Origin of the sequence: Nesterenkonia populi, from assembly GCF_007994735.1 — a bacterium.
GTDB lineage: Bacteria > Actinomycetota > Actinomycetes > Actinomycetales > Micrococcaceae > Nesterenkonia > Nesterenkonia populi.
Window position 1 is genome coordinate 2,522,886 of record NZ_VOIL01000001.1, and the last position, 14,740, is coordinate 2,537,625.

General features: G+C 62.3%; 11 protein-coding genes, 1 tRNA gene and 1 pseudogene. 10 read left to right on the forward strand and 3 right to left on the reverse strand.

The genetic code is table 11. The features are described from left to right. The first annotated feature begins 99 nt into the window (after positions 1-99). Positions 100-1,059 carry an Lrp/AsnC family transcriptional regulator gene (locus tag FWJ47_RS11820; protein WP_147108596.1) on the forward strand — a complete coding sequence of 320 codons (960 nt, stop codon included), beginning with the start codon at positions 100-102 and terminating at the stop codon, positions 1,057-1,059. A 681-nt stretch (positions 1,060-1,740) separates the two neighbouring features. Here the strand turns inward: FWJ47_RS11820 and FWJ47_RS11825 are convergent. Next, a complete protein-coding gene (locus tag FWJ47_RS11825; RefSeq protein WP_147108599.1) occupies positions 1,741-2,910 on the reverse strand; it encodes a M20/M25/M40 family metallo-hydrolase in 1,170 nt (389 codons plus the stop codon). Positions 2,911-2,961: 51 nt separating this feature from the next. On the opposite strand from FWJ47_RS11825, the gene FWJ47_RS11830 reads away from it, so the two are divergent. The 6 genes and pseudogenes from FWJ47_RS11830 (at position 2,962) to FWJ47_RS11855 (ending at position 8,493) form a co-directional block, all read left to right on the forward strand. Further along, on the forward strand, positions 2,962-3,777 hold the full coding sequence (locus FWJ47_RS11830) for a GNAT family N-acetyltransferase (protein ID WP_147108602.1): 816 nt from the start codon (positions 2,962-2,964) through the stop codon (positions 3,775-3,777). After that, positions 3,774-4,469: a MurR/RpiR family transcriptional regulator gene (locus tag FWJ47_RS11835; RefSeq protein ID WP_147108606.1), complete on the forward strand. Its 696-nt coding sequence runs from the start codon at positions 3,774-3,776 to the stop codon at positions 4,467-4,469. Before FWJ47_RS11830 ends, FWJ47_RS11835 begins: the two co-directional genes overlap by 4 nt. Continuing rightward, positions 4,469-5,599, forward strand: coding sequence for an o-succinylbenzoate synthase (gene menC, locus FWJ47_RS11840; protein WP_147108609.1), 1,131 nt, complete (start codon positions 4,469-4,471; stop codon positions 5,597-5,599). The genes FWJ47_RS11835 and menC overlap by 1 nt, the downstream gene beginning before the upstream one ends. 46 nt (positions 5,600-5,645) lie before the next feature. Then, positions 5,646-5,882 carry a rhodanese-like domain-containing protein gene (locus tag FWJ47_RS12470; protein WP_147108612.1) on the forward strand — a complete coding sequence of 79 codons (237 nt, stop codon included), beginning with the start codon at positions 5,646-5,648 and terminating at the stop codon, positions 5,880-5,882. Positions 5,883-6,785: 903 nt separating this feature from the next. After that, a pseudogene (locus tag FWJ47_RS11850) lies at positions 6,786-7,124 on the forward strand (M23 family metallopeptidase); the annotation flags it as partial. Positions 7,125-7,296: 172 nt separating this feature from the next. Next, on the forward strand, positions 7,297-8,493 hold the full coding sequence (locus tag FWJ47_RS11855) for an ATP-grasp fold amidoligase family protein (RefSeq protein ID WP_147108618.1): 1,197 nt from the start codon (positions 7,297-7,299) through the stop codon (positions 8,491-8,493). 73 nt (positions 8,494-8,566) lie between these two features. On the opposite strand, the gene FWJ47_RS11860 is transcribed toward FWJ47_RS11855, so the two are convergent. Further along, positions 8,567-9,781 (reverse strand): MFS transporter, encoded by a 1,215-nt coding sequence (locus FWJ47_RS11860; RefSeq protein ID WP_170228577.1) that lies wholly within the window; start codon positions 9,779-9,781, stop codon positions 8,567-8,569. Between the two features lie 441 nt (positions 9,782-10,222). On the opposite strand from FWJ47_RS11860, the gene FWJ47_RS11865 reads away from it, so the two are divergent. From FWJ47_RS11865 to FWJ47_RS11875, 3 genes are all read left to right on the forward strand, one after another. Next, a complete protein-coding gene (locus FWJ47_RS11865; protein ID WP_246126294.1) occupies positions 10,223-10,981 on the forward strand; it encodes an alpha/beta hydrolase in 759 nt (252 codons plus the stop codon). A 123-nt stretch (positions 10,982-11,104) separates the two neighbouring features. Beyond that, on the forward strand, positions 11,105-11,728 hold the full coding sequence (locus tag FWJ47_RS11870; RefSeq protein ID WP_170228578.1) for a TetR/AcrR family transcriptional regulator: 624 nt from the start codon (positions 11,105-11,107) through the stop codon (positions 11,726-11,728). Positions 11,729-11,947: 219 nt separating this feature from the next. Beyond that, the gene (locus FWJ47_RS11875; RefSeq protein WP_147108629.1) at positions 11,948-14,512 is read left to right on the forward strand and encodes an MMPL family transporter; all 2,565 of its coding nucleotides are present in this window, start codon (positions 11,948-11,950) and stop codon (positions 14,510-14,512) included. Positions 14,513-14,580: 68 nt separating this feature from the next. Here the strand turns inward: FWJ47_RS11875 and FWJ47_RS11880 are convergent. Next, positions 14,581-14,654 (reverse strand) — tRNA-Met (locus FWJ47_RS11880). Positions 14,655-14,740 lie beyond the last annotated feature (86 nt).

Genomic DNA, 14,740 nt, shown 5'->3' on the forward strand with positions numbered 1-14,740 from the left:
CATGAGTCTGATCGCCAAGAAAAACGACGTCAACTCGCTACGTGCTAATGTCGAAATCAGACATTTTTATGACGACACTCCTTAAGAACTGAGGCCCTAATGTCGCGATCTTCCGCAGAGCTCGACATGAAGATGATGGAGGCCCTGCATGTGGATGGCCGCGCCTCTTGGCAACGTATTGCCCACGCTCTTGGCGTTAATGAGCGCACAGTGGCGCGCCGCGGTAACGCCCTGCTGGAATCTGCCACGGTGCAAGTGGTTGCTATTGGCCTGCCGGCCTTGGGACATGTGGTGGCGCTTCGTTGCGGCCACGGACAGGCCCGGATGACCTCGCGTGCGCTGAGCCAGCACGCAGCCAGTCACTGGGCGCATGTAACTACCGGCGATTTTGACGTGGTTGCTGAAATCACCGCAGAGTCTCAGGAGGAGACCAGTTTTCTTCTCGAAGAACTGCCTGCCGTGGCAGGTATTCGGGATATACGCACTTATCCGGTTATCGAGTACTTGCGCCTGGCTCGGTGGTGGAACCTAGGCATCCTTTCGGCCCATGAACGGGCCGCCATCAGAACCTCAGCCGGGCTGAGTTCCAACCAGCACATCGGCACCACGGAGAACCTTACGGACCGGGACCAGGCTCTGTTGCAGGCCTTGGAGCTGGATGGACGCATGTCTTATGAAGAACTGGGTCGCCGCACGGGAACCTCTGATGTCACCGCCAAACGGCGCCTCGACGCGCTGCGCCGGGAAGGCGTGATTGCCATCCGAGCGGTCATCGACCCTGAGGCCTTAGGGCTGGGAACCGAGACGCTGACCTGGCTCGATGTGCCGCCGAGGCATCTGGAGACCGTGGCCGAGGGGATTAGGCGTTCGGAGCACATAAAGTACGCCTCACGCATTGCTGGCCCGTGGGACTTCATCCTGAAGAATCACGTACGGGATAGGACCGCTACTGACGAGGTGCTTCCAGACGAACCGTGGGTGGAGCACATCACCAGCATGAACATTTCGGTGGCTTTGCGAACCGATAAACGCAGCATGGTGCCCACCTCTCCCAGATAATCTTCATGCTCAGGGGGGGCTTGTAGCCCGCCTGCATAGGGGTGGAGCGCCCCAGCTTCTCCCCCACTGCCCTGCGGGCTGTGGCTCGCTAGCATCGGGGCCTAGTAAGTGCCTCGGCACCTTACTAAGGTGAGATTCCTCGACATTCCGTGACGGCGAGAAATTTTCCGCTAATCGAATCGCCCCAGCATCGCAGCAGCGAGCTCTAGGCGGGCAACTGTCGCTAATATCCTGCGTGAAGGTCTCAGCGCGGATGCGTTCCCCGACGGTTAACTCCATGGGGCTGTTGTCGTATGCGTCACAGGAGATGCCGATCGATAGCCGATGGCCCTCGATCTCCAGGTAGCCCATGCAGGGGTACGTCGCTTGCTCGTAGCGCCGGAAGGCGTGACGGAGGACACGCCCCGGAGGGTTTCCATAATCATGCGATGCTCATCGCACGGGGATGTGCAGAACGTGCCACCCTGGCAGGGGTCGCAAGGGACCTCCGGCCTAACGACGGGCTTTACTGAAATGGATACGGCAGGCTGAGGTCGACGAAGGATCCCGCGAAGGCACTCCCGGCGGTGATCTTAGGGAGTTGCGGCCATGGGGGGCTAAGACAAAGCACACGGAGTAGGAGGGGGTCTGCCCCGGCCACGGTCTACCCAAGGCTACGCACCTCTGGTCGACTTGTTTGACTCAGAGCCGCGCGAGGAGCGCCGCCAGCAGGGCGATCCGCTCCGGGATTGATTCTAGCCGGACCTGCTCATGAGCTGCGTGGGCTCCTGCGCCGTCGGGACCAAAACCGTCTAAGGTCGGCAGGCCAAGGGAGCCAAAGAAGTTCGTGTCTCCGGCACCTGCCGCAGGACGCCCGCCGACGGCGGCGAGACCCGCGTCCGAGGCAGCCTGCTCCACCACGGCGAGTAGCTTTTCATCGGCGACGTCCGCCTGCCAGGCGTGGCGCTGGGACAAGGTTTCGACCTCCAACTGGGCATCGGGACGCACGGGGCTGAGCTCTCGGATGGAGGCCAGCACCTTCTCCTCCACCTCAGGGGTGCGGAACCGCAGCCCCACCTCCACCGTTGCCACAGCAGGCACCACGTTAGTCTTGCCACCACCGCTGATGGTTCCGACATTGCACAACACGCCACCCGGCGCGGTGTCTTCGGCCGAGCCGATAATCTCGCGCAGGGCGAGGATCTGATCCACCAGCTCTTCAATGGCGTTGACTCCCCCCTCTGGGTCAAGGGCGGCATGGGACGCGCGCCCGGTGATCTGAAGCCGGAGTCGCGTGCTGCCGAGTCGGCCTACCTTCAGCCCTCCGCCCGGGTGAGGAGATTCGAAGCCCAGCACGGCGCTGACTCCCTCGGCACTATCCCGCAGCAGCTCTCCCGAGCTGGGGGAGCCGACCTCCTCGTCACCGACCACAACCACGCGCACCGGCGGCCGTGAGAGTCCTAACTCTGTGCTGACGCTCAATCCCTGGTGCATGATTAACAGCCCGGACTTCATGTCAAAAAGGCCGGGCCCATAGGCGAGGTCTCCCTCGATCCGGAACGGCATCTTCTCCAGTGTTCCGGTGGGCCATACCGTGTCGGAATGTCCGATGAAGAGCACCGGAGCGGCATCACGTTGCACGCCCGCGCCGGGGATGTCCATTACGAGGTGTGTCCCCCACTCCCCCTCATGCGCCACGACCTCGGGATCGTGCTCAGCGAAGAGCCCCCTCACCTGCTCGGCGACGGAGGTGACCCCAGGGGCGTCCCCGGTGGGCGACTCCGTCATGACCATTCGTTCCAGAAGTTCAAGGGTGCTGTCATAACGGTTCCTCGCCAGGTCAAGCAGGGCAGTGGGAGAAGAGTTGTCCATGGGGCTATGATACGCAACGTATAAACATGAGCCCGGCTTCGAGAGGACCGCATGAGACATCAGGATGCAGCCGCGCCCCTTTCGCACGCCATGCCGAAATCAATCAGCCTGGCCGGTGGAATCGTGGTCCGGGGTCTCACTGAGGTCGCCGAGCTAGAAGCAGCATGCCGGCTCTACCGTGACGTCTTCTCCTACAGCGGGGAGGACCAAGGAATCAACGCCCGACTGCTGAAGAATCTGCTCACCTACGGCGGAACTGTCATCGGCGCCGTCGATGCCGCGGGCACCGTCCGCGGCATCGCATTCGGATGGACGGCGTTGGAAACCGATCAGGGGGACCCACACATCTACCATTTCTCCCAGGCTGCAGTAGTCTCGCAGGATCTACAGGGCAAGGGCGTCGGTCGCGCATTGAAGAACGTCCAGGCCGCCGTCGCCCATCGGCAGGGGTCAAGCCGGATGCGGTGGACCTACGATCCGATGAGCAGCCGCAACGCTTACTTCAACCTTGATGTGCTCGGCGCACGGGGCCGTTGGTTCACCCGCGACGCCCTCGCCGGGCCGGGCACCGATCGCATCACCGTAGAATGGCGACTCGGCGAGAAGCCGTCGCCGACTCAGCAAGCAACTACTCTCAGCGAACTGGAAGCGGAGCTCTCGGCGCACCGGCTGACGGAACCTGGCCAGATCCGAGCGAGCGGCGACTCGACGGCTCTCGCCGTCCCCGCCCACCAGCCCACTGATCCAGGAGTCATCGAAGTGTTGCGCTCGCGCTTCAGCGAGATCTTCGACCAAGGATTCGTGGCGATCTCTTGCCGCCGCGTAGCCGAGGATCTGGCCGTCTACAGCTTCGCGAGGCGTGCATGAAAAGCACGGACAGCGAAGAGTCTTCGACCGCCGGCCACGAGCCCTACGGTGCAGAGCCCGAGAATCGGCGCGGCCTGGACAGCCCGGCCGCTCGTTTCGGAGCTAGCATGTCCCCGCGGACCTCGTCCAAAACCCTGCAGGCGCGACTGGTCCGCAAGGAGCGCGAGAACCTGGAGCGCGTCTTCGACAGCTTCGAGAACGAGGACTCGGTAGCCCGGGCTGCGGCACTGATCGCCGGCGCCCGCCGTCGATTCATCGTGGGCCATGGCAGGTCTGCCGCCTTCGCTCACCTGTTGGATCTGGACCTCTCCCATGGGGTCTCACAGGTCTCGCTCATCGATGGTCAGAGCACCCGCAGCATCGATGTGCTCACCGATGTGCGCAGCACCGACGTCCTGGTTGCGTTCTCACTGCGCCGCTACCGTCGAGAGACCGCCCCCCTGGTGCAGGCCTTTGCCCGGCGCGGCGGGACGGTAGTGGCAGTTACGGACTCGGTTGACTCCCCGCTGGTACGGCCTGCGAGCGAGGTGGTGATCGTTCCGACCGACTCTGCTTCGGTCACGGACTCCGCCACCGGCATCGCCGCGGTGATCCATCTGCTCACCGCGCTCACCACGGCAAGTGCCAAGGGAAGCCGTCGGCGGCTGACCGAGAGAGAATCACTGATCCAAGAGATGGGACCGTATATCTGATGCGCGCCACGGAGATAGCACTTCACGACGTCGAACTGCCCCTGCGCCACGCCTTCGAGACCAGCTCGCACAGGAAATCCTCACTGCGCCATCTGCTGGTGGAGATGACCTCCGAGGACGGCTGGGTGGGCTGGGGCGAGATCGCATCCCCGGTCGACCCCTTCTACGCTCCAGAGACGACGACGACAGCCTGGCAGACCGCCGTCCAGCATCTGATCCCGACCGTACTTGGCGCAGAGTGGGAGCACCCCGACGAGATCGCCGGACTCTACGCGAGGGTGCGCGGAAACTACTTCGCCAAGGCCGGGGTTGAGATGGCCGCATGGACATTGTGGACCACCACCCATTCCGTGCCGTTGGCGCATGCTCTCGGCGGTGAACGCGACTCGGTCATTGCCGGGGTCTCCTTGGGCATCGAACCCGATATCGATGTCCTACTCACCCAGGTAGGCCGCCATGTGGAATCCGGCTATCCTCGGGTGAAGCTGAAGATCGCGCCAGGATGGGACGTCGAGCCGGTGCGTGCGGTCCGCGAGACCTTCCCGAACCTCGATGTCCACGTCGACGCCAACGGCGCCTACCCGGGTTCTTCCGAATCAGGCGGGGAAGAGGCCTTCGAGGTGCTACGCGCGCTAGATCCGTTTCGACTGACCATGGTCGAGCAGCCCTTCGCTCCAAAGAACTTCTCCGACCACGCTCGTCTGACCGCGGCGATGGACACACCGGTGTGCCTCGACGAGTCGGTGGAGACCCTAGATGACCTGCGCACCGCGCTGGCCCTAAACGCCGGCAATGTCCTCAACATCAAGGTCTCACGCATGGGTGGACTGAGCGCGGCTCGCGACGCGCACGCCGTAAGTTCCGCTGCTGGATGGCCGGTCTGGTGCGGTGGGATGCACGAATTCGGTGTCGGCAGGCTGGCCAACGTTGCCCTCTCCTCGCTGTCAGGGTTCACGCTGCCCTCAGACGTATCCGCCTCCGGCAAGTACTACGCGCAGGACATCATCGATCCTCCGGTCACCGCCGAGCAGGGCGTGGTGCAGGTCCCAACGGCACCCGGGCTGGGCCACCGCGTGCGCAACGACGTCATCACCGCTCATGCAACCAGGCAGCAGCGCTTCCACGCCTGAGCCAGCGCCCGGCACAAAATGACCGAGACTAGGTCTAGCAGAGGTCGTGCTTCGTCCCGATCAGCGGAATCAGACCCTGGTCGATGTTCGCGGAGAAGGGGAATACGCCCAAGGGCATCTGGCCGGAGCGGTCCACCTTCCATTGGATCATTTGTCGGAGAGGGCGGAGTCCGATCTGTCCGATAGGAACGCCCCACTCGTCTGCTACTGCAAAGGGCGCAATCGAGGAGCTTTGGCCGCCGATGCATGCGCTGCGCAAGATGGGGTTCCCCAACCTCACTAACCTTGCGGGGGGGGTGAACGCCGTGCCCGCTTCCCTACAGCGTGGGGATGTTCAACGCGACGCATAGAGGGGCGGGGCGAACACGCGATGCCGGTTGTGCACGCGACGCACTCAGCGACCTTGACCTAGAGGCCGAGGAACACGAGACGGAAGAAAACCAGACTATCTTCCGGGCGAGCAACGGGGAAGTTGTCGAGCAGGACCCCATCGCCGATGCTGACGTTGACGCTGAGTCGGTGGTGAACCTCGGCGTTCGGTACCAAAGCGATAGTGGCAAGGAGGAGGCTCAAGACGAGGACGAAGAAGGGATTGAGGAAGAGCCGGGACGGCTGAGTACACCGACTCTTGAAGCGGGATTCGGGGACAATGGTGGGGTGCGGGTCGAGTTCGACCTCCCCGACTACTTCACCGCCGTTCGGCTCAGCGCACCGCTGCTGAGGAGCTACAAGATGCCCGCGCGGAGTGCCCGGACAGGTACTACGGGTGGATCAACGGGGGTCAGCCTCCAACGCCACTTTCCAACCCGAGACGGTGGACTCTCTCGACCTGGAAGACCGCACGCTCAACGTCTTCAAGCATTTGGACGCCTACTCTGCCCATCCTGAGCTGTTGGACTGAGCGCCTCGCATCGCATTTCGCTGAGAAGAAGGACGGACCATTTTGGGAGGCAAGAAGGGTATGTGAGACATCCGTGAGGGTGCCAACGAAGTCGCTCCGGCAAGCGCCAGACGAAGATTGCGGCTTCCTCACCGGAGACGAACGCCGCGCTTATGGCGTCACACTCAACATTGATCGTTTGAGTGGTCGAGCCCAGTTCAAACTCGGGTGCTCGAAGGTTCGCTTGGAGAGCCCAATGTTTTCTGCCCCTAGGTACCAGTTCCGTGGGCAAGCGGGCACCAGGGAGTCGATCTGACTGCGCCCTCGGAAGGGGAGATCCGCTCTCCCGCCGACGGTGTGGTCAGCTTCTCCGGCGCCGTCGTGGACCGGCAGGTGCTCTCGATCAACCACGGCAGCGGCTATGTGAGCTCCTTCGAACCCGTGGAGTCGGAGCTGGAGGTCGGCGATCCCGTCAGTGCAGGCCAAGCCGTCGCATCCCTAGGGACCTATGAGCACGGCAGCACCCACTGCACAGACCGACCCTGCCTTCACTGGGGCGTGCGCCGCCACAGCGAATACATCAACCCCCGGCTTTTGCTCGGGGACCTCGAACCCTCAGTGCTGCTGCCGCTGAACGAACAGTGACAGACCAGCCATTTCGGCAGTACAGGGAAGGGAAAGGACGAACAGCTCCCGACGCCTCAACGTCGCACCGATCACTTCGACAGCCCGGCCGAACATCAGGGCGTGGCGCCCTTACGCCGCCCGGAGAGGATATAGTTAATATACTTGCGAGGTGAAAAGAGCTGGAAATCAGATGGATTTTGATAAGGCCGACCATGAGTCACCCTACCTCTCATTCCTAGCGGCAGAGTTTCAGAAGCGGGGCACAAAGCTTCGCAGGACGTTGTCGAATAAGACCAAAGTGCATCGGATGCTCAGGGAAATCACCGTGGGCGGAACCCATATCGGATTACCCCAGCAGTACAATGTGCTCACGTCGCCGAACCAAATAACCTCTGAGTCACTCGGGGAGAGAGCCGCCCTGAAGTTTGCGCACGGCTGGTCAGCAAGAGGAGTCATGCTGCTCGAGCGCACCGGCGCAGAGCGATATTTTGATCACTTTTCTCTGCGTGAATGGTCGCTCCAAGAAATCCGTGAAAAGCAGCAGGAGACGACCGCCAGCTTCCCGAAAAAGAAGCCCGCATGGATTATTGAAGAGATGCTTCATGGCCCTCAGCCCGGGACCATACCCTTCGACTACAAGTTCTACATGTTCCAGGGTCAGATCGGCCTCGTGTCGCAGATCGACAGGAACTCGTCTCCTCTGCGCAACGCATTCTTCGACGGAAACCTGAATCCCTTGGTCGAAGAGCAGGACTTCAGGCTCTCCTCGAAAATACAGCCCGCAGCCCCGTTGGTGCCGCGCTCAGCCGTCATGCTCTCACGGTGGGCCGTCGAGCTCTCACAGATGACTGATGCGCCTTTCGTGAGAGTCGACCTCTACGACACCGAAAATGGCCCCTATTTCGGTGAGTTTACGTTCTCCTCGGGAGCGGAGCACAGACGAACAATAAAGTTCAGCAGGAAGATGCTCAACACGTTTGATCACATGTTTGTCAACGCGGAAAAGATGCTCAACAGTGATGCCGTGGATCTTCCTGAGAGTTGGAGCACCCTGCTGCAATCGACCGACTCCGAAGCTCTGGCTTCCCAGCCCCTGCTCAGTGTGACTGAGTATGAGCGCCTGGCCCATTACCTGTATAACCAAGGCGAACTGGGAGGATTCAGGCTGGCGGAGGCGCAGGAGGCGCTTGCGGACCACGGAGCTGACGCCGCAGTCAACCAGTACGTGTCCGAGGCGCACAGGTCGGCAGCCCGGTGGGTAAAAGCAGATCGAAAGTCTCCCCCACGCGGTTTGCGCGAAGCTTTGCAGCAAGTGCGCAAAGACCATCCTCCGGCACAGGTGATAGCCAGGAAGGCCCATCGGACGTTCCGGCGGCTGATGCAGTGAAAGAAGCCTGCCGTCCTGGTCGCCTGCCGTCTCTGAGACGCTATGACCAGCCGACCCCGTCGGAGACGGCAGCCTAGGTCTGCACACGGCGAAGTGCGGCAAGGAGCATCGCCAGACTCAGAATCAGCAGCATCGCCAACAACGCCATGCCCCCGGGATAACCCACGGGGGTGTCCGCCAGCCAGCCGACCGCAGCCGGCCCACCGGCCCGACCCAGCGCAATGGCGACTGACTGAAGTCCCATCAGCGCGCCGAACTGAGCACCGGAGTACCAGTCGCTCATGATGACCGCGCGCAGCGGTATGAATGCCCCGAAAACCAGCCCGAAAATGATGAAATGCCCGTACATCTGCCAGGCCTCGGCACTGCGGATCGCTAACCAGACAGCAGGCATGATGAGTACGGTCAGCGTCATGTAGAGCTTGGCGGAGTTGAAGCGGTTAGCCAGCACCGGCAGCAGAAAACGTGCCGGCAGGCTCAGCAGCCCCACCGCCGCAGCCCACCACGCCACCGACGACGGTTCGAACCCGGAGTCCTCGAACCGTGCAATGCGATGCACGTTGAAAGCCTCCAGCACGGCCATCGTCAGAGCAATGGCCAGAGTCAGTGGGACGAATCCCGCAGGCAGTCTTCGCGCGGAGAGCATCGCAGAACCATCGTCAGGGGGACGAGGTGCAGTCGTCTCCCCCCGCTCAGGCGCCACCCGCAGCGCCCATCCGGCCGCCAGCCCGGAGACCAGCAGCACAGCAGCTCCGAGCAGCGCCGCTGTCGGGCGCCAGCCAAGACGCTCCACCATAAAAGTGGTGGAGGGGATGAAGATCGGCCCGGCGAGACCGGTGATCAGAGTCAACGTTCCCGCCGCACGATTGCGCTGCTCTCGGCCGAACCACTGCTGCAGGGCCACGAAAGGCGGCTCGAAGAGCACCATGGCACTGCCGGGGCCGATCAGCAGCCACCACGCCGCCAGCACCTGCCACTCCGAGGTGCCGGCCGCGAATCCTAGGAAACCGAGAAAGACAAGCAGCCCGCCGAATGCCACGATCCTGCGGATGCCGTGCCGATCTGCATAGCGGCCCACAGACACCGCGACGCAGGCACCGGTCAGAACAGATCCGGAGAAGGCAGCCGAGAGCAGCGAGACGGAAAACTCCGCGCCCGCGGCGCTTGAGGTGATGAGCACCGAGGTGCCGTAGAGAATCGCGCCGAAGCTCACGCCCACACTGACGGCCAAGGCGCAGACCAGACGGCGAAAATGCGGAGCGGCAGAAGATCCGAAGGAGAAACGCATGAAGGCTCTTCCAGGCAGGCGACGGCATGGCAACATGCCGACTCCGCTCCTGGAGGCTTCTATCCCTTGAGATCAATGCCGCTTGAAGCGGCATACTGCGGCGCTCGAACCAGGCCCGGCAGATATGCCGGCGGAACCCTAGCCGCCCGTGCTGGTCGGTCCCCTGAGTCTACATGCTGGACCTCAAGCGAGACGAAACGTATTGTATTTTTTAGGACGCACGAGATTGGACCAGGCAGCCGAACGGAGAGGAAGCATGACGAATAAGCTGCACCTGGAGGACGTACACCCAGAACTGAGACATGCAGCAAAAAGGCTGCCCAAGATCCCCGTTTGGACTCTGAAGTATAATTTCATCAGGAATACTTACTCACGCATATCGGGAAAGATACTCAAGGGAACGACCCCGATGTCGAAATTCATAACGTTCTATCAGGCGAATTGACCCTCCGGGTTTATGAGCCCCTGAGCTCCCGGCAGCAAAGCGGCGCACTCCTCTGGATTCACGGAGGAGGTTTTGTCATGGGCACCCCCTCAATGAACGATCGATTGTGCCTAGAGGTCGCTCGGCGGCTCGGCGTCGTGGTCTTCAGCCCGGAGTACCGGCTCTCCCCCAAACATCCCTACCCGACACCTCTCGATGATTGCATGCAGGCATGGACCTATATGCAGGATCACGCCCGCGCCTACGGCATCGCCTCCGACAAGGTCGCGGTTGGAGGCCAGAGCGCGGGCGGCGGACTCGCTGCCATGCTGGCCCTTCGACTCGCTGAGGCCAGTGGGAACCAGCCCATCGCCCAGTGGCTGTTCTCTCCGATGCTGGATGACCGCACCGCAGCAGCCCGCGAACTGGACGGCATCGGACACTTCACATGGGGAAACGACAGCAACCGCTTCGGCTGGACATCGTTCCTGGCAGCCGAACCTGGGTCAGACGGCGTACCGGCTGAAGCTGTCCCCGCCCGAGCGGCCTCGCTGAGCTCTCTGCCACCGACATGGATGGGCGTGGGCACGATCGATCTGTTCCATGACGAGAACCGGCGCTACGCGACAGCACTGGCTGACGCCGGAGTCCGCGTCAGGCTCAGCACCGTCCCGGGTGCCCCTCATGGGTTCGAAGAGATGTCCCCGCAATCCACCGTGGTGAGAAACTACATCGACGATGCACTCGCATGGCTCGAGGCCTGCCTCCAGCGGTGACCTGCGTGCGGGGGCAGGACGGAGGAGCTGATGCGTCCCGTCCGCGTCACGAGGGGACGCACCTGTCGCGATATACACTGGCGGAAGCAACTGCCGAGGAAGCTGAATGAGGGCAAAACATCGATGTCTCGACGGAACACCCGATCGGGTGAGGTGATAGAACCCAAGGTGAGTCGTCGCAGTGAAGCCGCGCGGCACGCGATCCTGCAAGCGACGGCGAGGCTGCTGGAAACTGGCGGCCGATCCTTCGAGACCCTGACCATCGAGAGCATCGCCGCAGAAGCGGGCGTGGGCAAACAGACGATCTACCGGTGGTGGTCCAACAAAGCGGCAGTGGTCCTTGAAGCCATTGCCACCGGCCATCTGGAGATGGAATACACCTCCATCCCGGAGACCGGAGATATCGACGCCGATCTCTGCACCTGGATGGATTCCATGAGCAGAGAAGCGTCAGCAGAGCCGAACACGTCGATGGCCGAGCATATGATTTCGGCACTGATGGCCAGTGACCATTCCACCAAGAAAGCACTCAGCGACTCCGGCATTCTCCAGCACCCCCCACTGATGCGCCGTCTGCACGCCGAGGTCGAGTCTGGGCGCCTCAGAGAAGATATTGATCCACGAGCCGTGGCAGCAGCTCTTGTTGATCCAGTACGCATACAGATGCTCACGATCGGTCATGTTGACTCGGAGTGGGCGCGCTCGCTGGTCAAAGCTGTCCTCGAAGGCGTGCGAACCGGGCGCTGACGTCCGCCCCGGTGAGAAGAGGCGACTCGCCTTGCTTCATGCCAGGGCGTGATCCGCGCAGGAGCCCCCAGCTGCGGAGCAGCGCCGCATGACCTGCAGAACGACGGTGAGCAGCTCCGCGGATCTGTCCGCGATTTGCGCGAGACGAGACGGTTCGTCTTACTATGGTGGGGTCATTGGGTGAGACCCTCACCCCTTCACCATCGGAAACGGATCTTCATGGCATCCCTATTGCAACGGCTAGGGCTTTTCGCCGCTCGCCGCGCCAAGACTGTCATTGCCGCCTGGTTCGCTCTTCTGGCCATCGCAGTGACCTCATTCCTCTCATTCGGAGGTGAGCTCACGGACCAGATCACGATGCCGGACCTTGAGAGCACCGACGTCACGAACCGGCTCGCGGAAGAGATTCCCGAAGCCAGCGGGGGCAGCGGAAGTGCTGTCCTGCAGACCACTGATGGCGAACCCTTTGATCAGGGGCAGATTTCGGACATCGCTGATCTGGCTGCTCAGCTGGAGCGCGAATCTGCCGTTGACTCTGTCACCGACCCCTTCGTCTCCGAAGAGGAGATGGCTGAGGCCCAGGACGAGCTGGAGGACGGACGTGCCGAGCTGGAGGAGGGCCAGGAGGAGCTCGACCGTGCACGCGAAGAGATTGAAGGCGGGACAGACGAGATAGAAGCCGGCTATGAGGAGCTTTCCTCGGCGCAGGCCGAGCTTGATGCCGCAATCGAGGAAGCGCGGACCGAAGGCTGGTACGACGCGGCGGCGGCGCAGTTCGAGCAGCAGCAGGCAGAGATTGACGCTGGGGTGGACGCCTTGGACGAATCGGCCGCAGAGTTGGACGCCGGTGCCGAGGAGTTGAGCGCATCCGAGGATGAGCTCGCCAGCGGACAGGCTGAGCTCGAACGGGGCGAGGAGTTTCTCGAGCTTGCCTCAGGCGCCCAGATGGTGGCCGACGAGGACAATGTCGCCATCATGATGATCAATTTCCATGAACCGATGGAGAGCGTCGGCGTCGAAGAGCTCGGAGATGTCTCTGAGACTCTGACCGGCAGCGAGATCAGCGGCGTAGAAGTGCTGCCCTCCGGCGATCTGGACACCGAAATGCCGCACCTGTTCTCCGTAGCCGAGGCCATCGGACTCATGATCGCCGCCGCAGTGCTGCTGATTATGCTGGGAACGCTCATCGGCGCCGGCCTGCCGCTGCTGAACGCTTTGGTCGGCGTGGGCATCGGCGTGGCTGGAGCGATGGCCTTCTCCGGCATCTTCGACATGATGTCCATGACCCCGGTCCTCGGACTGATGCTCGGACTGGCCGTAGGAATCGACTATTCACTCTTCATCCTGCACCGGCACCGCCGTCAGCTGAAAGACGGCATGGGCCTCAGAACGTCCATAGGTTTGGCCAACGGCACTGCGGGCAACGCTGTGGTCTTCGCCGGGGCCACTGTGATCATCGCGCTGCTCGCGCTCAATGTCACAGGTCTGCCCTTCCTCGCACTGATGGGCTCGGTGGCGGCAGCATGTGTTGCCGTGGCTGTCCTGCTGGCAGTGACCATGACTCCGGCCATGATGTCGCTGGCGGGCCCCCGCCTGCTCACCCGCAAGGAGCGCCGCCGGGGCGAAGCGCCCCGGGCCCAGGAGATCACTCAGCCGCTGAGCACCCCCAAGGCGCTGGGCATAGCCGCATCGGCGCTCGCAGCCCTGGCTATTCTGGCGGTCCCCACCCTGTCACTGCGCCTGGGGCTGCCGGACGCCAGCTCCAATGCAGAGGATTCCGACGCGTATCAAGCGTATGTGGCGACCGAAGAGGCCTTCGGCGAAGGGTTCAATGGACCGCTTCTGGTGACGGCTGACCTCCCCGGCGGGCTGGGCGAGGAGGAAGCGACCGATCATCAGATAGACATTGCTAGGTCCTTGGAGGACCACTCCGAGATCTCAGCGACCATTCCTGCAGCACTGAACGATGACTATTCGCTCGCTGTCTTCCAAGTCATTCCTGAAGAGGGGCCCGCCGCAGAATCCGTCGAAGAGCTGGTGTATGACCTGCGTGGGGATGATGCCCTGACCGGCGCGGGCCTCGAAGGGGTGGATATTTCTGTGGCAGGGCTTCCTGCCACAAATATTGACATTTCGGATGTCATATCTGATGTGATGCCGCTTTATCTGGCTTTGGTCATCGGTCTCTCTCTGGTCCTCATGATCATCGTCTTCCGATCGATTCTGCTGCCGGTGATTGCGACACTCGGCTTTGTCGGCTCTATCGCCTCCGCCATGGGCGTCGTGGTCGCAGTGTTCCAGTGGGGGTGGTTCGGCGACATCTTTGGGATCACAGAACCTGGTCCGATTGTCACTTTCCTGCCAGTCATCACGATAGGCATCCTCTTCGGCCTGGCTATGGACTACCAGCTGTTCACCGCTTCAGGCATGCGCGAAGCGTATGCTCACGGCGCGCCCCCACGCCTGGCTGTCCGCCAGGGCCTCCATGCCGGACGATCCGTCGTCACAGCGGCGGCGCTCATCATGGGATCTGTCTTCGGCGGCTTCGTATTCACACCCGATCCGATCACCGCCTCGATCGGCCTGGCCCTCGCGGTGGGCGTTCTGCTCGACGCGTTCGTCGTTCGCCTTCTGCTGGTTCCCGCGCTGCTGCACCTTGCAGGGCCGGCGGCATGGTGGCTGCCCACATGGCTGGACCGGATTCTGCCGGATGCAGACGTTGAAGGCACAGCACTTGAACGGCACGTGGACACGCAGAGCACAGCTGCGGAAGCGCAGAGCTAGCTGAGCATCCGCGCCCAAAAGAAGGAGCAGACAGGCCCGGCGCCTGCCAGCACAGCCATTCAGCCTCGTAGGGAGTGCGGGACTTGAACCCGCGACCCAAGGATTATGAGTCCTCTGCTCTAACCAGCTGAGCTAACTCCCCTCGCCCCCTGCAGAGGGGCCGCTTCATCCTATCCGAGGACCCTGAAGACGGTCGCATCTGGCCCAGCTCCGGCTCAGGCCAAGGGA

Excerpts from the sequence above, each read along its gene's own strand:
- FWJ47_RS11835 (WP_147108606.1), top strand. The coding sequence starts at position 3,774 with ATGAAAAGCACGGACAGCGAAGAGTCTTCGACCGCCGGCCACGAGCCC.
- FWJ47_RS11820 (WP_147108596.1), top strand. The coding sequence starts at position 100 with ATGTCGCGATCTTCCGCAGAGCTCGACATGAAGATGATGGAGGCCCTG.
- FWJ47_RS11830 (WP_147108602.1), top strand. The coding sequence starts at position 2,962 with ATGAGACATCAGGATGCAGCCGCGCCCCTTTCGCACGCCATGCCGAAA.
- menC (WP_147108609.1), top strand. The coding sequence starts at position 4,469 with ATGCGCGCCACGGAGATAGCACTTCACGACGTCGAACTGCCCCTGCGC.
- FWJ47_RS11825 (WP_147108599.1), bottom strand. The coding sequence starts at position 2,910 with ATGGACAACTCTTCTCCCACTGCCCTGCTTGACCTGGCGAGGAACCGT.
- FWJ47_RS11870 (WP_170228578.1), top strand. The coding sequence starts at position 11,105 with ATGTCTCGACGGAACACCCGATCGGGTGAGGTGATAGAACCCAAGGTG.
- FWJ47_RS11860 (WP_170228577.1), bottom strand. The coding sequence starts at position 9,781 with ATGCGTTTCTCCTTCGGATCTTCTGCCGCTCCGCATTTTCGCCGTCTG.
- FWJ47_RS11855 (WP_147108618.1), top strand. The coding sequence starts at position 7,297 with ATGGATTTTGATAAGGCCGACCATGAGTCACCCTACCTCTCATTCCTA.
- FWJ47_RS11875 (WP_147108629.1), top strand. The coding sequence starts at position 11,948 with ATGGCATCCCTATTGCAACGGCTAGGGCTTTTCGCCGCTCGCCGCGCC.